This is a genomic window from Psychroserpens luteolus, from assembly GCF_021032705.1.
Lineage (GTDB): Bacteria > Bacteroidota > Bacteroidia > Flavobacteriales > Flavobacteriaceae > Psychroserpens > Psychroserpens luteolus.
The window spans coordinates 522,376-545,611 of record NZ_JAHVXI010000002.1 but is presented as its reverse complement, the minus strand read 5'-3'; the positions used below and the strand labels follow the sequence as shown (position 1 = coordinate 545,611).

Annotated in this window: 17 protein-coding genes; 14 read left to right on the top strand and 3 right to left on the bottom strand. The window is 35.4% G+C overall.

All coding sequences use genetic code 11. The annotated features are described in order from the left end of the window. Positions 1–3 precede the first annotated feature (3 nt). Positions 4–1,143 carry a sodium:calcium antiporter gene (locus KWG70_RS08145; protein ID WP_230935507.1) on the bottom strand — a complete coding sequence of 380 codons (1,140 nt, stop codon included), beginning with the start codon at positions 1,141–1,143 and terminating at the stop codon, positions 4–6. Positions 1,144–1,273: 130 nt separating this feature from the next. Here KWG70_RS08145 and KWG70_RS08140 point away from each other — a divergent pair, with 130 nt between their 5' ends. The 12 genes from KWG70_RS08140 to preA all read left to right on the top strand — a co-directional run bounded on the left by KWG70_RS08140 (position 1,274) and on the right by preA (position 18,339). Next, on the top strand, positions 1,274–3,163 hold the full coding sequence (locus KWG70_RS08140) for a CocE/NonD family hydrolase (RefSeq protein WP_230935506.1): 1,890 nt from the start codon (positions 1,274–1,276) through the stop codon (positions 3,161–3,163). A gap of 13 nt (positions 3,164–3,176) precedes the next feature. Then, positions 3,177–4,139 (top strand): YheT family hydrolase, encoded by a 963-nt coding sequence (locus tag KWG70_RS08135; RefSeq protein ID WP_230935505.1) that lies wholly within the window; start codon positions 3,177–3,179, stop codon positions 4,137–4,139. A 100-nt stretch (positions 4,140–4,239) separates the two neighbouring features. Beyond that, complete coding sequence (locus tag KWG70_RS08130; RefSeq protein WP_230935504.1) at positions 4,240–5,061, top strand: lysozyme family protein; 822 nt, start codon at positions 4,240–4,242, stop codon at positions 5,059–5,061. A 224-nt stretch (positions 5,062–5,285) separates the two neighbouring features. Continuing rightward, a complete protein-coding gene (locus KWG70_RS08125; RefSeq protein ID WP_230935503.1) occupies positions 5,286–6,755 on the top strand; it encodes a CoA-acylating methylmalonate-semialdehyde dehydrogenase in 1,470 nt (489 codons plus the stop codon). Positions 6,756–6,808: 53 nt separating this feature from the next. After that, complete coding sequence (locus tag KWG70_RS08120; RefSeq protein ID WP_230935502.1) at positions 6,809–8,143, top strand: aminotransferase class III-fold pyridoxal phosphate-dependent enzyme; 1,335 nt, start codon at positions 6,809–6,811, stop codon at positions 8,141–8,143. Positions 8,144–8,203: 60 nt separating this feature from the next. After that, entirely contained in the window at positions 8,204–10,162 is a 1,959-nt protein-coding gene (locus KWG70_RS08115) for a serine hydrolase domain-containing protein (protein ID WP_230935501.1), read from the top strand. Between the two features lie 19 nt (positions 10,163–10,181). Continuing rightward, a complete protein-coding gene (locus tag KWG70_RS08110) occupies positions 10,182–11,840 on the top strand; it encodes an NCS1 family nucleobase:cation symporter-1 (protein WP_230935500.1) in 1,659 nt (552 codons plus the stop codon). 1 nt (position 11,841) lies between these two features. Next, entirely contained in the window at positions 11,842–13,356 is a 1,515-nt protein-coding gene (locus KWG70_RS08105; RefSeq protein ID WP_230935499.1) for a sodium/proline symporter, read from the top strand. A 49-nt stretch (positions 13,357–13,405) separates the two neighbouring features. Beyond that, a complete protein-coding gene (hydA, locus tag KWG70_RS08100; RefSeq protein WP_230935498.1) occupies positions 13,406–14,791 on the top strand; it encodes a dihydropyrimidinase in 1,386 nt (461 codons plus the stop codon). A gap of 12 nt (positions 14,792–14,803) precedes the next feature. After that, entirely contained in the window at positions 14,804–15,670 is an 867-nt protein-coding gene (locus KWG70_RS08095) for a nitrilase-related carbon-nitrogen hydrolase (protein ID WP_230935497.1), read from the top strand. A 2-nt stretch (positions 15,671–15,672) separates the two neighbouring features. Next, complete coding sequence (locus KWG70_RS08090) at positions 15,673–16,995, top strand: FAD-dependent oxidoreductase (protein WP_230935496.1); 1,323 nt, start codon at positions 15,673–15,675, stop codon at positions 16,993–16,995. A gap of 9 nt (positions 16,996–17,004) precedes the next feature. Then, on the top strand, positions 17,005–18,339 hold the full coding sequence (preA, locus tag KWG70_RS08085; protein ID WP_230935495.1) for an NAD-dependent dihydropyrimidine dehydrogenase subunit PreA: 1,335 nt from the start codon (positions 17,005–17,007) through the stop codon (positions 18,337–18,339). A 58-nt stretch (positions 18,340–18,397) separates the two neighbouring features. On the opposite strand, the gene KWG70_RS08080 is transcribed toward preA, so the two are convergent. After that, positions 18,398–19,630 carry a glycosyltransferase family 4 protein gene (locus KWG70_RS08080; protein ID WP_230935494.1) on the bottom strand — a complete coding sequence of 411 codons (1,233 nt, stop codon included), beginning with the start codon at positions 19,628–19,630 and terminating at the stop codon, positions 18,398–18,400. A gap of 71 nt (positions 19,631–19,701) precedes the next feature. Next, positions 19,702–19,905 (bottom strand): hypothetical protein, encoded by a 204-nt coding sequence (locus KWG70_RS08075; RefSeq protein ID WP_230935493.1) that lies wholly within the window; start codon positions 19,903–19,905, stop codon positions 19,702–19,704. A 160-nt stretch (positions 19,906–20,065) separates the two neighbouring features. On the opposite strand from KWG70_RS08075, the gene KWG70_RS08070 reads away from it, so the two are divergent. Together KWG70_RS08070 and KWG70_RS08065 are read left to right on the top strand one after the other, a co-directional pair. Next, complete coding sequence (locus KWG70_RS08070; RefSeq protein WP_230935492.1) at positions 20,066–21,604, top strand: YifB family Mg chelatase-like AAA ATPase; 1,539 nt, start codon at positions 20,066–20,068, stop codon at positions 21,602–21,604. 121 nt (positions 21,605–21,725) lie between these two features. Further along, positions 21,726–23,234, top strand: a complete 1,509-nt coding sequence (locus tag KWG70_RS08065; protein WP_230935491.1) for a hypothetical protein — start codon at positions 21,726–21,728, stop codon at positions 23,232–23,234. Positions 23,235–23,236: the final 2 nt, after the last annotated feature.

Here is a 23,236-nt window from a genome sequence, read left to right as displayed (position 1 = left end):
TATCTAGAAAAATGAAGTCAGCCAATGTGATATAGCAGATAGGAATGCTGAAATTTCTCTAATAACTGGCAAATCATAGTTGATCCCTTTTCCTATAGAATATGCTACAAATACAAAATATAGTGTGATCAATAGTTTGGCGTGAGAGCGTTTTACCCCTTTTTTTGCGAAGACGAAAATTAAGAATACGACTACCGTTAAAATTAGTAATAGGATACGTAACTGTCCTACATTTTCTATGGTTTCAGGACTCATTTCTATCGGACCGTAAATAAGTGTGAATAGAAAAAGAGGAAAGCCTAAAGCAAAGCAAACATCAAAAATATTACTGCCTAAGGCATTGGCAACTGCATCGTCATAATTCCCTTTCATGGCATCTTTATAAGAAATTATAGTGTCTGGTACGCTAGTTGCCGCAGAGGCTAATACTACTGATACAAAATAGATAGGCATTCCAATTGCAGTCCCAAATTGCTCACAAGCCTCAACCAACCAGAAGCAAGCTATTCCTATAAAAAAAACGGAGACGATTAATAATGAAACAGCTTTAGTTGTATTAATTTTAGAATCACCAAGTATAGCTGTGGCAAGATCACCTTTAAACAGTGCTACCGTTCTATTGCCACCATCGGCTTCATCTTCATACTCATTCTCAACATCTCCTGCACCTTGGCTTAAGAGCATATAACTCACATAAGCTATATACAGAAGCATTAAAACTAGTCCGTGAGTCCAATTAAGAGTTGTGCCTGTTATGACAAAAATTAACGCTAATTCAGCAAGGATCAAAGCTATACCATCTCGTAAAATTACTTTTCGGGAGATTTCAATGTTTGAAGAAATCCCTTTGCCAATAACAACTATAATTACAACTGCAGGTATAATCATGGCATTAAAAACGGCACTTCCTGCAGTGGTTCCAATACCTCCAGAAAATCCATCTTTGTCTTTCAATACAAATAGAAAAAATATAGTGGTGAACAATTCTGGCAGACTACTTCCAATGGCATTGATTGTCGCGCCTTTAATACCATCTTTCATATGCCTTCCTAAATAGTTAGAAGCCATTTCAAAACCGTCACATGCACGCCATATAACAAGACAAGTGATGAGTATTAAACCAAGAGAAGAGAGAATTGCCATAGATTGAAATTATTTGGCAAATTTAAACTATTAATCGACATATGCTTTTTTTTGAATCATCTAATCATAAATTAGTGTTCTAATAAATTTAGAATAGATTATCTTTAAGCTTTAAAAATTTCCAACTATAATGAAAAGACTAATTATCCTTGCCTTAATAGCTATTGCATTCACTAATTGTAAGCGTACCGAAACACCTGTTGTAGAGGGATCGGAAACCACAGAAGTAGAAGATACGTATTCGAAAGATAACTACACTAAAAAAGAGGTCATGATAGAAATGCGTGATGGAATCAAACTCCATACGACTATCTATTCTCCTAAGGACACATCCAAAGCGTATCCAATTCTTTTGAAACGCACACCATATAGTTGCCGACCTTACGGAGAAGATAAATTCAGTAAAAAAGTAGGACCAAATAAATATCTTATGGAAGAGGGCAATATAATGGTCTACCAAGATGTACGTGGTCGCTGGAATAGTGAAGGAGTTTATGATAACATGAGAGCATTTATTCCAAATAAAACTGGAAACCAGACAGATGAAGCTAGTGATACTTATGATACCATAGAATGGTTAATTAATAATGTAGATAACAACAACGGAAATGTTGGTACTTACGGTATTTCATATCCTGGGTTTTATGCGACATATTCTGTTCTGTCTGGACACCCAGCGTTAAAAGCATCATCTCCTCAAGCCTGTATTGGTGATTTTTATTTTGATGATTTTATTCATAATGGTGCTTTTTTATTGAGTTATTGGAGAGCAACCTCTGTTTTTGGTTATATGAAAGATACTCCAACAAAGGAAGCTTGGTATGAGTTCCCAGATATTGGAACTGAAGATCAATATCAGTTCTTTTTAGATGCTGGACCTTTAAGTAATCTTGATACATATTATGATGAAGACAATGTATTTTATGAACAAATAAAAACGCATCCTAACTATGATGAATTTTGGCAGAGTAGAGGGATTATTCAACATTTAAAAGATATTAAACCAGCCACACTTATTGTAGGAGGTTTGTTTGATGCTGAAGATCTATATGGCCCATTTAATACCTATTCGAGTATTGAGGAAAATAGTGACAATTTCAATTCTGTTGTATTTGGACCATGGAGTCATGGTGATTGGGCTAGAACAAAAGAACGACAAGTGATTGGTAATATTCATTTTGGAGATAACCTTTCAGATTATTTCCAGAAGGACATAGAAACGCCTTTCTTTAATCATTTTCTTAAAGGAGATGCAAGTGAAAATGTAGACTTGCCAGAGGCACATATGTTTGATACAGGTAAAAAAGAATGGGCGAGTTTTGATACTTGGCCGCCAGAGAATACAACAAAGGAAAGTTATTTTATGCAGCCTTATGAACGATTAACACAACAAGCAAATCGTAGGATAGCAACATCAGATTTTGTGAGTGACCCCAAAAAACCAGTCCCTTACACCGAAGATATAAAAGTCGTCTTTACACCACGTAAGTTTATGACAGATGATCAGCGTTTTGCAGCTAGGCGCCCAGATGTATTGGTATTTGAAACTGAAATTTTAGAAAATGATATCACCTTAGCTGGAGATATTTTGGCTAAGCTTAATGTGTCTACAACTGGTACTGCTGCAGATTGGATTGTAAAAGTAATCGATGTGTATCCATCAGATATGGAAACACCTGATGATAATGAGGATGTTCAAGACCATCTGAAGCTGAGTAATTATCACTTGATGGTGAGAAGTGAAACCATGCGTGGTCGTTTTAGAAACAGTATGAGTACCCCAGAACCTTTCGTTCCTAATCAAAAAACAGCTGTGAATATTGAGCTGCAGGACGTGTTTCATACCTTTAAAAAAGGACATAAAATACAAGTGCAAGTTCAAAGTACATTTTTTCCTTATATAGATGCTAATCCGCAAACCTATGTCGACAATATTTTTCAGGCAAAGGAAGAAGATTTTAAAACGCAAACGCATAAAGTATATAACGATTCGTCAATTGAATTCACCGTTTTAAAATAATAGATCAAACTGCATGCCTATAGTAGAATCGACCTATAAGGTGCCGTTTTGGTTTAGAAACGGATTCATAGCTACAGTATATTCAGGTTTATTTCGAAAAGTAAATGGGCTAAAACAAAAACGCGAACGCATAGAAACCCGCGACCAAGATTTTTTGGATATTGATTGGAGTTATGCCGAAAAATCATCAAAAGAAGTAGTAGTCTTACTTCATGGCTTAGAAGGTCATGCACAACGACCTTATATTACTGGAACGGCTAAACTATTCAACGAGCATGGGATTGATGCGGCTTCGGTTAATTTTAGAGGGTGTAGCGGAGAAGATAACCGGTTTTATAATAGTTATCATTCTGGAGCAACAAATGACCTGGATGATGTGGTTCAGTATTGTATTAAGAAAAAAGGATATTCCAAGATATATATTAAAGGTATTAGTTTAGGTGGAAATATCACGCTCAAATATTTAGGAGAGGATCGACTAATTCCCAAGGAGGTTAAAAGTGCAATAGCGATATCTGTTCCTGTGCATCTTACAGGTTCGGCTAGAGCGTTACATACGCTAAAAAATAAAGCTTTTGCTATCAGATTTAGAAAGCATTTGGTAGACAAACTTAAAAAGAAGATTAAGACATTTCCTAATCATATTTCTGAAGAAGAGATACGTTCTATTAAAACCCTGAGAGATTTTGATGAAGTATATACGTCGAAAGCTCACGGATTTAAAAACGCGCTTGATTATTATGAAAAATGTAGTAGTCTTCAGTTTTTAAAAACTATTAAAACACCAACATTACTTATCAATGCGCTTAACGATTCCTTTCTATCCCATGAATGTTTCCCTGTCAAAGAGGCCAAAGCCAATGAACATCTCTATTTAGAAATGCCAAAGTATGGAGGACATGTTGGGTTTATTCTAGGCGGAAATGTCTATTACAACGAAAAACGGGCTTTAGAGTTTGTAACTCAATCCATCTAAAAAAATGGTTGCATAACCTGAACCTAAAAACTTTTTCGTAAATTTAAGTTCTCCCTTACAATACTAATTAGTAGATAATTAATCTTTTAAATCATTTGTTATGAAAACTATTAATGCTATTAATGGTATTGCCTTGCATTATGCGAGATTACCACAACACCCTTACGGAACTATTGGAAGACCACAAGACTTTAAAGTAGAAGAGGGTTTCTTTGAAATTTTAAATACTGCTTTTGATGAGGTCTTCACAAATTGCCCATTAGGAAAGCCAAATGTAATTACTTGTGCTGGAATTTTAGTAAACAAGCCAGGTCATCATGGTTTAGGAAAAGCATTTGATTTGGATGCTGTTTTTTGGGACAATCATACATTGATTACCAATAATTTTATTCACCATAAAGAGCTGTATTTAGGTATAGAGTCTTATTTGCGGAAACACTTCGGAATAGTACTCAATTACTTGTATCCGAATCATGCTGATCATTGGCATTTTGATACGAGCGTAAATGTAGACTATAACGAATCGTCAAAATCTGAAACCTTGTATTTACAAATGGTTTTAAAATATATCTACGGAAAATCAATTATTGTTGATGGTATTTCGGGACCACAAACAAGAGCAGCTACAAGAGAAGTATTTGATAGGTTAGGAGTGAGTTCGCCAATAACGACTAAGGTTAACTATCTGAAATTTCTAGACCTTACTGGTAAGATAGCTTTTAAGCTAAGTGAAGAAAAGGTGTCGCCATTACAACTCTTAGAAAACTTAGAAACGGTGGTTGAAAACTTACCAACTGATAATAAGCATGGTGTAAGTCAGGCTCTTAATTCTTTTGTCATGCATCAAGAAACCACTACATGGTTAAATGGTCTCGACGATGATCACGATTTAGAATCGATCATTGATAGTGTAATCTCATAATATAAAACCAAAAACGTTTTATTGTAATCTTAAAAATCAAGCTTTAATTAATAATTATTCAATATAAATTTTAAATTATTATTGATAGTTCATTAAAAGGTATATTTCAATATATATTTCATATATTTGATTAGAGTGTGATTAGAAATCCTTAATAGCGTGTGGGGTTTTTATAGCATTCTTATTTTTTGTTCAAATATTAATGAAATTAATCTGATAAGCTGATGATGAATGTTAGTGATACACTTTCCGAAGTAAAAAATTATATAAATGGAAAATTTGAAAGAAATGAGCAACATACAATGGATGTTTTAAGTCCGTTAGATGGTCGTAAAATTTCTTCAATTCCATTATCTACAACCCAAGATGTTGATGCTGCTGTTCAAGCGGCAAAAAAAGCATTTCCAGGTTGGTCAGAAATGACCTTTAAAGAGCGGGTTCAAATATTCTTTAGATATCGAAATCTATTAGAACAAAACATGGAGGAGCTTACCAACTTAGTGCAACTTGAAAACGGGAAAACATATGGCGAGGCCAAAGCTGAAGTCGAAAAAAGCATGGAGCTTTGTGAGTTTGCCGTATCTATGCCGCAAATTGTTGTTAATGAAGTTCAGGAAGTCAGTAAAGGTGTAGAGTGTCGAATTGAACGTAAACCTCTAGGCGTTGTTGCCTCTATTACGCCTTTTAATTTTCCAAATATGGTACCGCATTGGACACTTCCTAACGCTTTAGTTTTGGGAAACACGATGGTTATGAAGCCATCAGAAATGGTGCCATTAAGCACTGTTCGTATGGCCGAGCTTCTTAAGGAGGCAGGTCTTCCCGATGGTGTGTTTAATATTGTCAATGGAGGTAAAGAAGTTGTTGAAGCCATTTGTGATCACCCTTTAATAGAGGCCGTTTCTTTTGTTGGATCCACCAAAGTAGCCAAAATTGTTTACAAACGCGCTACGTCTAATTTAAAACGATGCGTGGCTTTGGGTGGAGCTAAAAATCACTTGTTGGTGCTACCAGATGCCAATCCAGAAATGACAGCGTCTAACGTTGTGGCTTCAATGTCTGGTTGTGCTGGTCAGCGCTGTATGGCAGCATCAGTAATGGTAGGTGTGGATAAAGTACAGCATATTATTGATCGTATGGTTGAAGATGCAAAAGCTATTGTTCCTGGTGATAATCTCGGATCAGTTATTACTGCTGAGGCTAAAGAACGTATTGAAGGCTATATTGATGAAGCTGAAAGAAATGGAGCTAAGATATTATTAGATGGGCGTCACGCAACAGTTCCTGGTAAAGAAGGTGGCTTTTATGTAGGACCTACTATTATAGATCATGTTACGACAGATATGTCTGTAGCTCGAGAAGAAATTTTCGGACCAGTAATTTCTATTATTCGTGCTAAAGATTTGGATGAAGCTATTGAAATTGAAAATGGTTCCAATTATGGGAATGCCGCTGCTGTTTTTACACAAAGTGGCGGATTAGCAAAGCAAGTCATGGAACGTGCAAGTGCAGGAATGATTGGTGTTAATATTGGAGTTCCGGTGCCTAGAGAGCCTTTTTCTTTTGGTGGATGGAATGAATCCAAATTTGGAGTTGGCGATATTACTGGACGTAGCTCAATTGAATTCTGGACACAAAATAAAAAGACAACCACTAAGTGGAATCCAGAAGCACAAACAAACTGGATGAGTTAATTTGTTGTTTAAATAAAATTATATAAAACCCTATTAATCAATTATTTGAATTAATGAATAATAAACAAATCGTAAAGGATAATTTAGACTACACTTTATTCTCTTGGGGAAAACAAGGAGGATTGAACCCAATAAATGCTTCTCATGCTAAAGGCTCATATGTATACGATAGAGACGGAAAGAAATATTTAGATTTCACCTCGCAGTTAATGAATGTAAATATTGGTCATGGTGATCAACGAATTACAGAAGCAGTAACAAAACAAATGCAACAAGTTAGTTATGTATACCCTGGAATGGCAACTGACGTTCGTGGTCGTTTGGGTAAAAAACTAGCTGAAATAACACCTGGAAATTTAACTAAGACATTTTTTACCCTTGGAGGCGCAGAGGCTATAGAAAATGGTATCAAATTAGCTCGGATGGTTACAGGTCGTCACAAGATTATTACGCATTACAGAGCATACCATGGCGCTACATATGGTGCAATAACTGCTGGAGGAGATCCTAGAAGATTTCCGGTAGATGGACAAGCAATGCCAAGTGTGGTGCATGTAGAAAATCCTTATGCATATCGTTGTCCATGGAATTCTTCTTCAATAAAAGAATGTGGTGAGCGTGCATTAGCTCACCTAGAACGTGTCATCCAATTTGAAAATCCAGATAGTGTTGCAGCTATTCTATTTGAAGGCGAGTCTGGTTCTTCCGGCTGCTTAAAATATCCGCCTATGTATTTGAAACATGTTCGTGAACTTTGTGATAAGTATGGCATTATGATGATTGATGATGAGGTCATGAGTGGGTTTGGTCGTACAGGAAAAATGTTCGGAATTGATCATCATGGTGTTACACCAGATATCATGTGTTTAGCTAAAGGTTTAACTTCTGGTTACTTACCTCTTGGTGGTGTTGTAGTGACCGATAAAATTGCAGAGCATTTTAATGATAATCCAATGATTATAGGACTAACTTACTCTGCACATCCAACACTATGTGCTGCTGCTCTAGAAAATATTCGAATTATACAGGAAGAAGATTTAGTTAATCGTGCTGCTGAAATGGGATTATATATTGAAGCTGAAGTAGAAAAATTAAAAGCAAAGCATCCTTCTATTGGTGATTTTAGAAACACTGGGCTTTTAGGATGTATAGAACTGGTTAAAAATCGTAATACCAGGGAACCTACTACGCCTTGGAATGCTAAACCTCATGAAATGGAAGCTACACAAAGAATGGCTTCTAAAATTAGAGAGTTGGGTATGTTCACATTTGTGAGATGGAATTGGATTTTTATTGCGCCTCCTTTAAATGTAACCAAAGAAGAAGTGGACGAAGGCTTAAAAATTATTTCCCAAGCAATTTCTATCGCTGATGAATATTGTAATTAAATACATTTCTACTTAGGTAGAAAACGGATTAAATCTAATTAATTTAAAATCTGATAGGTCATGAAAACACTTTTAAAAATCTTAGTTGTATTATGTATTACTACAACGCTAAATGCTCAAGACATTACTGGAAAATGGTATGGCCTTTTAGAAATACCAGGAAATTCACTGCGAATTCATCTTACAATTAATAAATCGGCCGATAACTATTCAGCGATAATGATGAGCCCAGATCAAAGCAATCAAGAAATTCCTGTATCATCTCTGTCTTTTGAGAATCCTAAACTAACTGTTGAAGTTACCGATCTTCAAGTGATTTATAATGGAGAGTTGAAGGGTAAAGAAATTAATGGAACGTTCACTCAGAATGGAAATAGTTTACCACTAACCTTTAAACGAACAGAAAAGGTCAAAGAAAAACCCACTACACTTGAAGGTCAAATAGATGAAATATTTGCGTCATGGGATAATCCAAAGTCGGCAGGTGGAGCTGTTGGAGTTATGAAAAATGGAGAAGTAATTTATTCCAAGGCATTTGGTGCAGCTAGCTTAGAATACAACATTCCAAATTCTCCAGAAACCTTATTTAATATTGGTTCTGTCTCCAAACAATTTACTGCCATGGGTATCGTATTACTTCATGAACAGGGCAAATTGTCGGTTGATGACGATATTCGCAAATACTTAACTGACTTGCCAGATTTTGGTCATAAAATCACCATCAGACATTTATTGCATCATACAAGTGGTTTAAGAAGTTTACATGCGCTTTTTGGAATTGCAGGTTGGCGTGATGATGACTCTAAAACTAATGCAGATTTAAGGCGAGTTATGAAGTATCAAACAGATTTAAATTTTAAACCTGGCGATGAATATTTGTATTGTAACACAGGTTATATGTTTATGGCAGATATTATTGAAGAAGTTACTGGTGAGAAATTTTCAGATTGGATGAAAAAGTCAGTATTTGATCCTTTAGGAATGACTAACTCTTATGCTGAAGATAAGTATAATAGAATAGTGCCTAATAATGCTACGTCTTATAATTATAACGGAGAGGCTTTTGTACGCGCAGTTGAATATTGGGGTTATGTAGGTTCTGGTAATGTACATTCTAATACCAATGAGTTGTTAAGTTGGTTATCTAATTTTTATGCGCCTAAAGAAGGATGGGAAAGCGCATTTAAAATGTTGGAAACCCTTGATACATTTAATAATGGGAAACCAAATAACTATGCCTTCGGAGTTGTTATCGACGACTTTAATGGTAAAAAACGTATTCAGCATAATGGAGCTGTTGGTGGGTTTAGAGCTTCGGCTAGTTCATTTCCTGAGGAAAAATTGAATATTGTGATTTTGTCTAATTTTTCTTCCTCTAATATTGGTGGAAAGAATAATGCATTATCTCAATTATTTATAGAGGCAAATAATCAAACAAATGAATTCAAATCTAAACTTCCTGAGGCTATAGAGTACAATTCTAAAGAACTGAAAAAGTATGAAGGACAATTTTGGAATAATAAAGAAAGTTATGCGCGAAAGATTTATATTAAAAATGATACGCTAATGTATCAACGTGCGCCTGGAAATGAAAATAAACTTGTACCTATTGGTAAGTCTAAGTTTAAAATGTTAGATGTTCAGGTAGATCTTGTCACAGAGTTTGTTTTTAATAACAATACACTAAAAGAAATGCTAGTGTTAATTGATGATGACGCACCAATAATTATGGAAGCATTTAGTCCTGTTTCACCATCTAGTATTGACAAAAAAGCTTATGTTGGTACTTACTATAGCCCAGAATTAGAAACGCAATATCGTTTTTACTTAGAAAATGATGACTTAAAGTGGAGGCATATTAGGCATGGAGAATTCCCCGTAGAATTTATAGGTAAAAATATATTGCAAATGGTTCCAGGAGTGGTTATAAAGGTAAAGCGAAATTCCAAAGACAAGATAGAAGGATTTTATGTTACGAATGGTCGTGTAAGACATCTTTGGTTTGAAAAAGAAAACTAAAATAGATACCTGTTTCTAAATGAATAAAGACATTGTAGAATTACACGAAGACGTTTCCGATTCACCTTTATATAGTGATGATTTAGCTCCTGTACCTGCAAATCAACGCACCTGGAGTAAATGGCATTTAGCTGCGATTTGGGTTGGGATGGCTGTATGTATTCCTACGTACCTGTTAGCATCTTATATGATAAAAACGGGATTAAATTGGTATGAAGCTTTGATTATTATTGGTCTAGCCAATTTAATTATTACCATACCAATGGTGCTTAATGGGCACGCAGGAGTAAAGTATGGTGTGCCGTTCCCAGTGATAGGTCGTGCCGCTTTTGGAACAAAAGGTGTTCATTTGGCTTCGGTAACTCGTGGTGTTATTGCGTGTGGCTGGTTTGGTGTTCAAACTTGGATAGGAGGCTTGGCTATCTATGCTATTTTCAATGCTATAACTGGTTCTACTGGTGAGCTCGGATTGTCTATAGGTAAGTTTGTAGGCTTTGCTATATTTTGGTTTGTTAACATGTACTTCATTTGGAAAGGGACAGAAAGTATTAAATGGCTCGAAACCTATTCTGCACCAATACTCATCATAATGGGATTGATTCTAATTTATTGGAGTTATGCAAAGGCAGAAGGTTTTTCAGTAGTTTTGGATCAAAGTGTACAATTAGAAAAAACAGCAGCTACCATCACCGAAAAAGACGATAAGTTTTATCTTAATTTAAATGTTTTAAAAAGTAAAGAAGGTGCGCTAAAAGCTTCAGAGTATAATATCGTATCAGATAAAAGCTCAACTTGGGAAACATTCACTTCAAATCCTATTCTAATTCCATCTGCTGAAAATGTCCAAGTGCAATTTAGGAACACTGATGTTTTATCGAGTGTTGTAACTGCAAATGTAATTTCAGAAAACTCTGGAAGTAAATTGTGGAGTTATTTACTGTGGCTAACTGCTATGGTAGGATTTTGGGCAACAATGTCAATTAGTATTGCAGATATTACACGCTTTGCAGCAACGCAAAAAGACCAAATTGCAGGACAGTTTATTGGATTACCAGCAACAATGATGTTGTACTCTTTTGTTGGCATCTTCGTGACTTGCGCTGCAATCATTAATTTTAAAGAGATCCTAATTGCTGATGACGCACCTTGGGATCCAGTGTCATTAATCGCAAAGTTTAAAAATCCAGTAGTTGTAATTGTTGCGCAAGTTTTTATGATTATTGCAACCTTGAGTACAAATATTGCAGCAAATGTTATCGCACCATCAAATGCATTTTCAAATCTATGGCCAAAAAAAATAAGCTTCAAAAAAGGAGGGACGATTACTGGAATTATTGGCATACTTATCATGCCTTGGTGGTTGCTAAGTGAAATTTCTGGTTTCTTAATTTTTGTTAGTGGACTTTTAGGGCCTGTTTTAGGGATTTTGATTGCAGACTATTACGTAGTAAGAAAAAAACGGTTGAAACTCTCCGAACTGTATAAGGAAGATGGGATTTATTCATATAAAAAGACTGGATTTAATAAAGCAGCAATGATTGCATTGTTTATTGGTGTATTTGCAGCTTTGATTGGATACTGGGTTCCAGCATTGAACTTTTTGTATTCATTATCTTGGTTCACTGGGTTTATCATTTCTTTTGTTTTGTACTGTATTCTAATGAAAAAAACGATCTAAAGTGATTACAAAGTATATTATATTATTTATCTATTTTTCAATCCTCTTTTTTATTGGATACATCGCCTCTAAACGAATTAAGACGACTAAAGATTATTATGTAGGCGGAAAGAAATTGAATTTTTGGGTTGTTGCATTTTCTGCTAGAGCTACAGGAGAATCGGCTTGGCTGTTATTAGGACTTACAGGTTTAGGTGCTATGGTTGGTGTTTCGGCATTTTGGGTCGTATTGGGAGAAGTTATTGGAGTAACAGTCTCCTGGTTTTTTATGGCTGAGAAATTCAAAAAACTTTCTGATGGCTATAACTCAATAACAATCCCAGATTATTTAGTAAGCCGATTTAAATCTAAAACAAACACCTTGCGCATTGTTGCAGCAACCGCGTTGTCATTATTTGTGGTCATATATGTGAGTGCGCAAATTGATGCTACGGGATCAGCATTCGAATCGTTTCTAGGCTGGAATTATTTTACTGGAGCAATTGTAGGCTTTTTTATAGTCTTAGCTTATATTTTTTCAGGAGGTTTTGTGGCTGTTGCTTGGTCTGATTTATTCCAAGGCTTAATTATGCTTTTGGGCTTAGTAGGATTGCCTATAGTTGCCTATTTTTCTATATCATCCAATGTATCTATATCTGAAGGCTTGATAGCTTTGGATCCCTCATTTTTAAATATTTGGGGAGAAGGCGGTTTTAACTTAATAAACCTTTTTACAGTTTTAGGGTTTCTATGTATTGGTTTAGGCTTTATGGGATCTCCTCAATTATTTGTGCGATTTATGTCTATAAAAAGTACAGCAGAAATAAAAAAAGGACGTTGGGTTGCTTTTGTGTTTACCATCTTAACAGATTCATGTGCTGTACTTATTGGAATTTTTGGTAGATACCTTTTGACATCTGTCGATGCAGATCCTGAGGTGGTTTTAGGTAATGGAGCGCAAAATGTGCTACCGCTTTTAGTTGAAAGAATTATGCCGCTTACATTAATTGGGATTTATATTGCAGCTGTTTTATCTGCAATTATGTCTACAATCGATTCTCTATTAGTTGTAGCGTCTAGTGCCATATCTAGGGATTTTTATCAGCAAATATTTAAGCCTAATAAAACTGAAAAAGAACTGGCGAAAATATCTAAAGGCATTACATTTTTATTAGCAATATTCGCACTATTAATTGCAATGATTGTTGCAGTTACAACTCCCGAACGTACCATATTTTGGTTTGTCATTTTTGGCTGGTCTGGCATTGCTGCTACGTTTTGCCCGACAATTATTTTATCGCTCTTTTGGGATAGATTCAATGAGAAAGGTGCCATTGCTTCTATGATTACAGGATTTTTGTCTGTTCCACTCTTTAAATTTGGCTTTGCCTCTTTAGATACTATAGGTGTTTATTTTGAAAAACTTGGAGAACTAGGACCTTCATTTATGTTAGCCATAATAGTTGGAGTAATCGTGAGCAAAATTTCAGAAGAGAATACATCAATAAGTCAATTAAATAGTGATGATACTCATTAAAAACTTGTAAATTTAAGACATTGATTAACTTATAAATTTAATATCTGACATGTCAATTTTAATAAAAAACGGCCAAATCGTAACAGCTTCTGAAAGTTATATAGCAGATGTTTATATCGAAGCTGAAAAGATTATCGCTATTGGTAAAGATTTAGATTATCAAGCTGATAAGATAATTGATGCTACTGATAAACTTGTGTTTCCTGGAGGTATTGACCCTCATGTGCATTTAGATATGCCATTTATGGGAACTTATTCAAGTGATGATTATGAGACAGGAACACGAGCTGCGCTACATGGAGGTACGACTATGGTTATAGATTTTATTTTGCAAACTCAAGGTGATACACTTCACAATGCATTAAAGACTTGGCAACAGAAATCTCATGGAAAAGCAATAGGAGATTATTCATATCATATGGCTGTGACCGATTTTAATGATGATGTTGCAAAAGAAGTTGTAGCGATGATTGAAGAGGAAGGTATTTCCTCCTTTAAAACATTTATGGCTTATAAAGGTGCTTTGATGATTGATGATGGTCAAATGGTACAACTCATGAAGGTTGTTAAAAAACATGGTGGTTTAGTTACAGTACATGCTACTAATGGTGATATGATTGATTCATTAATTGCTAAAAATAGAGCTCTTGGAAATTTATCTCCATTATATCATTATTTGTCTCAACCCGAAGTCACAGAGGCTGAGGCATCTGCCCGTTTTGCAGATATGCTAAACTACACTGGTTGCCCTGGTTATATTGTCCATATGACTTGTGAAGGTGCTCTAAATGCTGTTAGAAAGGCGACACAGCGTAATCAAAAAGTCTTTGTTGAAACATGTACACAATATTTAATGCTAGATGCGTCTTTATATGAAAATGACTTTGAAGGCGCTAAATGGGTGATGAGTCCACCATTAAGAGAAAAGAAAGATCAAGCCGCATTATGGTCTGGTATAAATCAAGGCTTGGTTCAAGTTGTCGGTACAGATCATTGCCCATTTATGTGGGAACAGAAGAAAATGGGGAAGGATGATTTTTCAAAAATACCTAATGGGCATCCAGCAATAGAACACCGTATGGAATTGTTGTTTTCAGAAGGTGTTCATAAAGGAAAGATCTCCTTGACAAAATATGTTGAAGTGAGCTCAACTAATGCTGCTAAAATTTTTGGAATGTATCCTAGGAAAGGAACCATTGCTATCGGCAGTGATGCAGATATTGTGATATTTGATCCTAAAAAAGAACATACTATTTCTGTAGAAACCCATCATATGAATTGTGATTACTCAGCTTATGAGGGGCAAAAAGTAACAGGAAAAACTGAAACTGTCATTTTAAGAGGTCAAGTTGCTATCGAAAATGAAGAATGCCTTTTAAATGCAGGTCACGGACAATTTATTCCGAGAGGAAAAACATCAAAAACAGTAATTTAGAATTAAACTATTATGCCAAGAAAAGTAAAATCAGGATTGATACAAATGAGTCTTCCTATGACTGAAGGAGAAGGAACAATTCAAGAAATAATGGATGCTATGTATGATAAACATATTCCTTACATAGAAGAAGCAGGACGACAAGGGGTACAAATTTTATGTTTACAAGAAATTTTTAACACACCATATTTTTGCCCTGGCCAAGACCGAAAATGGTACGAATCTGCCGAGTCTGTCCCAGGTCCAACTACTGAGAAAATGCAAGTTTTAGCTAAAAAACATAATATGGTCATTATTGTTCCGATATATGAAAAGGAACAGCCAGGTGTTTTGTATAATACTGCAGCAGTAATTGATGCAGATGGAACCTATTTAGGAAAATACAGAAAAAATCATATTCCGCATACAACAGGATTTTGGGAGAAATTTTTCTTTAAACCTGGAAATTTAGGATACCCAGTATTTCAAACCAAGTACGCTAAAGTTGGTGTTTATATCTGTTACGACAGACATTTTCCAGATGGCGCAAGAGCATTAGGGCTAAATGGCGCCGAGATCGTTTATAATCCTTCGGCAACAGTTGCTGGTTTAAGTGAGTATTTATGGAAGCTAGAACAGCCAGCACATGCCGCAGCTAATGGTTATTTTATGGGCTGTATTAATCGTGTTGGTGAAGAAAAACCTTGGAACCTTGGAAAGTTTTACGGACAATCATATTTCGTTGATCCTCGTGGACAAATTTTTGCAGAAGCATCTCGTGATGATGATGAGTTGCTTGTTGCCGAGTTTGATTTGGATCTCATTGAAGAAGTACGCTCTACATGGCAATTTTTTAGAGACAGGCGTCCAGAAACTTATGGTAGATTAACAGATTTATAGATATGGCAGAATATAAAAGACCAACAACAAAAGCCGAATTCGATAAGAATTTTAAGCAGAAAAAACCGCTAATGAATGATACTGAAGCTTATTATGAAGCTTCACGATGTCTATTTTGTTACGATGCTCCCTGTGTTCAGGCTTGTCCGACACATATTGATATTCCGTTATTTATAAAGCAAATTCATACTGATAATGTGACAGGCGCATCCAAAACAATTTTTGATTCTAATTGGTTAGGAAATGCTTGTGGTGTCGTTTGTCCTACTGGTGTTTTATGTGAAGGTGCCTGTGTATATAACCATCAGGATGTGCCACCAATTCAAATAGGTAGGTTGCAAAATTATGCCACCAATAAAACAATAGATGCTAATAAAACACTATTTAAAGTTGGTGCATCTAATGGAAAGAAAATAGCCGTTATTGGTGCTGGACCTGCAGGACTAGCTTGTGCTTGTGAGGCAAGAACTTTAGGGTATGAGGTTGATTTATTTGAAGCTAAAGACAAGCCTTCTGGATTGACGGTTCATGGTATAGCACCTTATAAAATCACTAATGAAGAAGTATTAAAAGAAGTTGAGTACTTACAAAACCAGTTAGGTTTCAACATTAAATATAATACTGCAATTGACTCAAAAGACGAATTGACAATGCTCGAAACTAATTATGATGCCATATTTATTGGTGTCGGTTTAGGAGCTACTAGACATTTAGGTTTGGAAGGAGAGGATAAGAAAGGTGTTGTTGGCGCAGTTGAATTTATTGAAGAGTTACGCATGAAACATCATAACACTAAGGTTCCAGCTAAAGTTGTGGTTATTGGTGGTGGAAATACAGCTATGGATGCTGCGTCTGAAGCGGCTAGAATGGGAGCACGTAAAACAGTTTTGGCGTATAGAAATTCGAAAGAAAATATGGGCGCTTATGGTTTTGAATATGATTTAGCTATTAGTGCTGGTGTAGATAGCCTGTTCAATGTGACACCAATTGGAATTGTTGGAAATGGACATGTAGAAGGCGTAAAGTTTGCCAAGACAGAATTGGTTGAAGGCAAATTGCAAACAAATATGAATAACACTTTCATTGTTAGATGTGATATGGTTATTAAAGCAACAGGTCAAGCCAAACAAGGTCATCTATATGATTTAATTGATGACTTAGATATAGATAAGAAAACAAGAATTAAAATCAATAGTGAATTTCAAACATCCAATGCTAAGTATTTTGCAGGAGGAGATGCCGTAAATGGAGGAGCCGAAGTTGTAAATGCAGCCTATGATGGTAAAATGGCAGCGCAAGGAATTCATAATTGGTTAAATAAATAAGATATAGACATGGTAGATTTATCAATAAATTTTGCAGGTATAAAAGCACCTAATCCTTTTTGGTTGGCTTCAGCGCCACCAACAAATTCTGGATACCAGATTATGAAGGCTTTTGAAGCAGGTTGGGGAGGAGCAGTATGGAAAACATTAGGTGTGCCAGTTGTCAATGTGTCTAGTCGTTACGGTTCTGTAAATTATAGAAATACCAGAATGATGGGTTTCAATAATATTGAGTTAATTACAGATAGACCTTTAGCCGATAATCTCAGGGAAATCGAAGAAGTAAAAAAATATTTTCCTGACCACGCTGTTATTGCATCTTTAATGGTGGAGAGTAGAGCAGAGTGGGAACAAATTATCAAGGATGTTGAAAATGCAGGAGCCGATGGAATAGAACTTAATTTTGGTTGTCCTCATGGTATGTGTGAAAGAGGAATGGGATCTGCTGTTGGTCAAGAACCAGAAGTGTTAAAAACAATTGTTGGTTGGGTTAAAGAGGCTGCTAAAATTCCTGTGATTACAAAACTATCACCAAATATATCTCATATCACCGATCCTGGATTAGCAGCAGTTCAAGGTGGAACAGATTCTATTTCGTTAATCAACACGATTAAGAGTATTGTTGGTATTGACTTAGATTCGTATGCTCCTTATCCCATTGTAGATGGAAAGGGAACTAATGGTGGTTATTGTGGTCCAGCAGTTAAACCGATTGCTATGCACATGCTAAAAGATTTAGCACAGCATCCTGAAATTGGAAAAGTACCATTATCTGGTATTGGAGGTATTGAAACATGGCGTGATGTTGTAGAGTTTATCTTGTTAGGAGCTACTTCTGTACAGGTATGTACTGCTGTAATGCATTATGGCTTTGGTATTGTGCGTGAAATGGAAGCTGGTTTGCGTCAGTTTATGGAAGACAAAGGATACAACACCATTTATGACTTTGCAGGTAAGGCATTACCAAATGTAACAGAGTGGAAACATCTTAATTTAAAGCATAAGGTCGTAGCCGAAATTAATGCTGATAAATGTATTGGCTGTGATTTATGCTATATAGCTTGTGATGATGGTGCACATCAGGCTATTGCTTTATCTGATGATCCAGTAAATAGAATTCCGAGTATTATTGAAGAAAACTGCGTAGGATGTAATTTGTGTTCTTTGGTTTGCCCAGTTGAAGACTGTATTACAATGGTCAAAAAGGATGATGGGACTCAACATATAACTTGGAATGAACGCACACTTAATGATGATATTCCTGTAACGTTTGATGACGATAGAGCTGGTGGAAAAGGACATTTTGTTCCTAAGCCTACTGATGCTCTTAAAAATGAAAGGTGATTCTACTATGAGGAGAGCTTAGGATTGAATATTATGTACCAGTTTAATTTCATAATTATTATATAGATTCTTTTATTAAGGTTCTGAACAATTGATCCCAAGATTTTGAAATAACACTCCAATGGTATTCCTTTTTAGTAGCATTTTTATACCCATTTATAGTTATTCGTTTTCTTAATGAGGTGTCATTGTATATGTGTTCTAGAGCATTTGCAACTTCATCTGCAGTGATAATATAGCTATCACAATGATCACTAGTATTTATCATAGTGTATTTGGAACTTAACATTAAAGCAGAATTTTCCCATAAATTTGATAAGCAGGTATGATTTGGTATGAGTTGTGGACTCATAGTAGCTGCGTGCTCAAAACTCACCAATCCCCAACCTTCGTTTGTAGAAGTATTGATACCTACATCGCAGGCGTTATATATTAAATTTAAATATTCACTAGTGACTTCAGGATGTTTGTTTTGATCTGTTGTTAGAATAATCCGATCTTCAATATTAAATCGTTTTGCAAGTAAAGCTATATTCCAACCTGTATATTGCATTGCTGTGTGAAGATACAGTTTAACATTTTTAGGTTTATTATGCGCAAACTTAGCAAATCCTTGAATTGTTATATCTAAACGTTTTTTGAACATATTTCTATTGGCATTTAAAACAATAAAAGAATTATTTTGAGCCTCATCGGTTAATCCGATTCTTTGTCTTGCTAAGTTCTTCCCTGATACAGTTTTACCTTCGATCTTCTTATCGGCCAATGGATAAAACGTATTTGTATCTATGCCATGCGGTATAACTTGAACCTTGGGAAATTTAAAAGAACCATTTTCTAGACGATACTCTTTTAAGGTTTTGTTAATTTCATTCTTAGCAAATTCTGTGAAAACAGTATAATGATCAAAGCGATTAATTGTTTTTAATAGTTCGATTGGTATGGGTCCAGATTCTACTGGTGAATAGCATACAATTTTAGACTTTAAATTATGAGATTTAAGAATTTCTAAATACTTGCCCTGAAAGTTGATATCATATAAAATAAATATAATTTCAGAATTCATGGACTTTGCAATTGGACCTAATTGATCAAATCCGTAGGGGTCGCCCAATTTATTCGCTTGGATTAATTGCCATGGATAGTCATGCGGCTCTCCATTGTATCGAATAGCTAATTGCCATAATTCATATTTTTGAGCTAATGGTTCAAAAATACTTCTTATCACTCTAGCGTATCCAGTAGGAATATAGGCATCTCCAATAATTAATATTTTTGGACGATAACTCATTTAATTTTTGAATTTAAATTATCAAGGCGCACATTAAATATATCAAGATGCGCCTTGGTAAATCAAAGAAATTAAGAAATTTCTGCCGTTAGAATAATGGTTTCATTTGTAACATCTGAATATTCAATTGATCCAACAGTAGAAACAAATAATGTTCCAGGTTCTGGAAAGGATTTTTGTACGCTTTTTCCAACTGGTACAACTCCACACCCAACTCCAGTTGCGTATTTAAAGGTGTAACTTAATTTGGCGCTAGTTCTGTTTACGATTTTCATAACTTTAGAGTTTTGATTAGTCTTTAAGTTATGCATTATGAGATTCTAATTTTGAAGTATAAATACTGGTAAGTAAAACCCAGTGTTTATACTTGAAATTTTGTGTGAATCATATTACTTTATGTAGAATATTTTCTATATTTAGAAAAATATTCTGTTTATGCTTAAAAAAGTTTTTGGTAGTGCTGTCTTTGGTGTTGAAGCTACCACGATAACTGTAGAAGTTAATGTCGATTCTGGTATTGGCTATCATCTGGTAGGTTTGCCAGATAATGCTATCAAAGAAAGTAATTTTCGCATTGCTGCCGCACTTCAAAATAACGGTTATAAAATTCCAGGGAAGAAGATCATTATTAATATGTCTCCAGCCGACTTGCGTAAAGAGGGTTCTGCTTACGATCTTACGTTGGCCATTGGTGTCCTTGTGGCATCCAAACAAATTAAGGCCAAGTACCTTGATGACTATCTTATTATGGGTGAATTATCTCTCGACGGAAACCTACAACCTATAAAAGGCGCTTTGCCTATTGCTGTTAAAGCTAGGGAAGAGGGGTTTAAAGGATTTATCCTTCCGAAGCAGAATGCCAAAGAAGCAGCAATTGTTGATGGTTTAGATGTTTATGGTGTAGATAATATCAAGCAAGTCATTGACTATTTTGATAAAGAAGAACCGTTAGAACAAACTATTATCAATACACGAGAAGAATTTTACAAGAATTTAGACTTTCCAGAATTTGATTTTAGCGATGTAAAAGGGCAAGAAAGTATTAAGCGTTGTATGGAAATAGCTGCAGCGGGTGGACATAACATCATTTTGATTGGACCGCCAGGAGCTGGGAAGACCATGCTCGCCAAACGATTACCAAGTATTTTGCCGCCAATGACTTTACACGAAGCTTTAGAGACAACTAAAATACATTCTGTTGTTGGGCGTGTAAAAGCACATACAGGACTCATGTCACAGCGTCCGTTTCGCAGTCCGCATCATACCATTTCCAATGTCGCTCTAGTTGGAGGTGGCAGTTATCCGCAGCCAGGAGAAATATCGTTATCTCATAATGGTGTGTTATTTTTAGATGAGCTACCAGAATTTAAGCGTGAAGTTTTAGAGGTGATGCGACAGCCTTTAGAAGATAGAGAAGTTACTATCTCCAGAGCAAAATTCACGGTGACTTATCCGTCATCATTTATGTTGGTGGCCAGCATGAACCCGAGTCCGGGAGGTTATTTTAATGATCCCAATGCGCCAGTGACATCATCGCCTGCGGAAATGCAGCGGTATTTGAGTAAGGTGTCTGGACCATTATTAGATCGTATCGATATTCATATAGAGGTGACACCTGTACCTTTTGACAAATTATCCGATGATAGAAAAGGTGAATCTTCAGTAGCGATAAGAAAGCGTGTGACAGAAGCAAGAGTGGTACAAACCCTACGTTTTGCAAATTCGGAAACCGTGCATTACAATGCGCAAATGACAACCAAGCACATCCGAAAGCATTGCAAGCTTGATAAAGCCTCATTAAATCTTTTGAAGCATGCTATGGAGCAATTAAACTTATCTGCGAGAGCTTATGATCGTATTCTGAAGGTATCGCGAACTATTGCCGACTTGGAAGCATCGGAGTCGATTACAGGAACTCACATTTCCGAAGCCATTCAATATCGCAGTATGGATCGCGAAGGCTGGTTGAATTGAGTATTGTAAATTAATATACGTAGTTCTAAGTATATTTTGTATTGAATAAATCATTTTATTTGTAGTTACACTATTCCAATTCAATTTGACGTTAATTAATCAATCTAACAAACCTAATTTTATGTCTAATAAGTTTAAAATCTATATCAAAATTGGATTTCTTTTTTTAGGAATTTTATTTGTATTTCATTCTTGTCAAAGAGATGATGAAATTGTTGAAAAAGAGATTTCTACTGGTGTTAGAGAAATTATTAGTAGAAGTTTATCTTATGATGAAATACCGAATCTCACTCAAGTTAATAAAAAACTAAAGCAAATAAAAAGAGGTTTAAATTCGTCAGTTTTATACAGAACGTTGGATTCAGATAGTGTTACTGTTTTAACTGATAATGTATTGTATATGACCTATGCTGAAACACATACGTATACGTTCACATTAATGAGTGTTAACCCACAATATTATATCGAAAATCTTATATTGCATTACAATGTTGATACTGAGTCTTACGATGAATATTTAGTACAGTATGACGTTACTGCGGAAGAATATTTAGCCATTAGTCAAGGAGAAGATTTAAGTGAGTCTGCCGAAATTCTAATAAGCGAATTAGATAATGGTACGTTATCGGGAGTGCTTAATCGTAGTAATTGTTTTAGAGTGTGTGAAACACTTTGTGTACCTTGTTCCAGTGATTCAGCACATGAGTGTGGAGACACATCATGTGAATATGACCCAAGTGATGATAGAGCAGCTTATACATATCAATCTTGTGGACCTATTTGTATAGATACTGGTGGAGAAAATGAAACCATTGATGATGGAGACTCAGGCGGAGGTGGTGGTAACGGTGACGTAAATACAAATCCAAATCCCAGTGAACCTTGTATTTTAGTTAATGGACAAGTTGGAATAATAAATACCAATGGTGATTGCGTAAAAGCCAAAGACCTTGACAGTCTTAATCAAGACTGTACAAATCCATCAGGATTAACAGAAATAGCAAATACTCCTGAAATAAAGGCAGAAATAAATAGGTTAAAGAATCTTGGAGCTCAGAATGCAGTAGAGGATGGTAAACGTTATATTTATATAGGTAATGCACCTGCTGACCCTACTACATATAATGATGATAATTTCTCAGAAGTATTACCAACAAGTAAATTTGGTAATAGATTAGATTTTCCGCCATTAGCAAATAACACTATGGTAGGCTGTCATTTTCATCCATCTCAGGACTTAAGTTTAAGACCTGTACGTAAAATCCCAAGTGGCTTAGATATTGCAGAGCATATAAATATGATAAAAAAGATGGCTTTAACTAGCAATGATGCCGCAAGTCAAGTAACGAATTTTGTAGTGTCAAGAGGAATAAATAGTAGAACATATGTTCTTAGGGTTACTAATGTTCAGAATATTCTTAACAATACTAAGGATTACACAAAAGATAGAAACCGTAGAAATCTAGATAAAAAGTTAACAAACATTATAAAAACTTTAGGAACCACAGATTGGGATGCTCATGAAACAGCTTTTAAAACTTTTTTATCAGAAAATTTCCCAGATTTGGAAATTCTAAAGGCATTATATGATGCTAACGGAAATATTGCAAAATTTTGTAAATTAGATTAATA

Excerpts from the sequence above, each read along its gene's own strand:
- KWG70_RS08145 (WP_230935507.1), bottom strand. The coding sequence starts at position 1,143 with ATGGCAATTCTCTCTTCTCTTGGTTTAATACTCATCACTTGTCTTGTT.
- KWG70_RS08135 (WP_230935505.1), top strand. The coding sequence starts at position 3,177 with ATGCCTATAGTAGAATCGACCTATAAGGTGCCGTTTTGGTTTAGAAAC.
- KWG70_RS08095 (WP_230935497.1), top strand. The coding sequence starts at position 14,804 with ATGCCAAGAAAAGTAAAATCAGGATTGATACAAATGAGTCTTCCTATG.
- KWG70_RS08080 (WP_230935494.1), bottom strand. The coding sequence starts at position 19,630 with ATGAGTTATCGTCCAAAAATATTAATTATTGGAGATGCCTATATTCCT.
- hydA (WP_230935498.1), top strand. The coding sequence starts at position 13,406 with ATGTCAATTTTAATAAAAAACGGCCAAATCGTAACAGCTTCTGAAAGT.
- KWG70_RS08120 (WP_230935502.1), top strand. The coding sequence starts at position 6,809 with ATGAATAATAAACAAATCGTAAAGGATAATTTAGACTACACTTTATTC.
- KWG70_RS08115 (WP_230935501.1), top strand. The coding sequence starts at position 8,204 with ATGAAAACACTTTTAAAAATCTTAGTTGTATTATGTATTACTACAACG.
- KWG70_RS08090 (WP_230935496.1), top strand. The coding sequence starts at position 15,673 with ATGGCAGAATATAAAAGACCAACAACAAAAGCCGAATTCGATAAGAAT.
- KWG70_RS08070 (WP_230935492.1), top strand. The coding sequence starts at position 20,066 with ATGCTTAAAAAAGTTTTTGGTAGTGCTGTCTTTGGTGTTGAAGCTACC.
- KWG70_RS08075 (WP_230935493.1), bottom strand. The coding sequence starts at position 19,905 with ATGAAAATCGTAAACAGAACTAGCGCCAAATTAAGTTACACCTTTAAA.
- KWG70_RS08110 (WP_230935500.1), top strand. The coding sequence starts at position 10,182 with ATGAATAAAGACATTGTAGAATTACACGAAGACGTTTCCGATTCACCT.
- KWG70_RS08140 (WP_230935506.1), top strand. The coding sequence starts at position 1,274 with ATGAAAAGACTAATTATCCTTGCCTTAATAGCTATTGCATTCACTAAT.
- KWG70_RS08130 (WP_230935504.1), top strand. The coding sequence starts at position 4,240 with ATGAAAACTATTAATGCTATTAATGGTATTGCCTTGCATTATGCGAGA.
- KWG70_RS08125 (WP_230935503.1), top strand. The coding sequence starts at position 5,286 with ATGATGAATGTTAGTGATACACTTTCCGAAGTAAAAAATTATATAAAT.
- KWG70_RS08065 (WP_230935491.1), top strand. The coding sequence starts at position 21,726 with ATGTCTAATAAGTTTAAAATCTATATCAAAATTGGATTTCTTTTTTTA.
- preA (WP_230935495.1), top strand. The coding sequence starts at position 17,005 with ATGGTAGATTTATCAATAAATTTTGCAGGTATAAAAGCACCTAATCCT.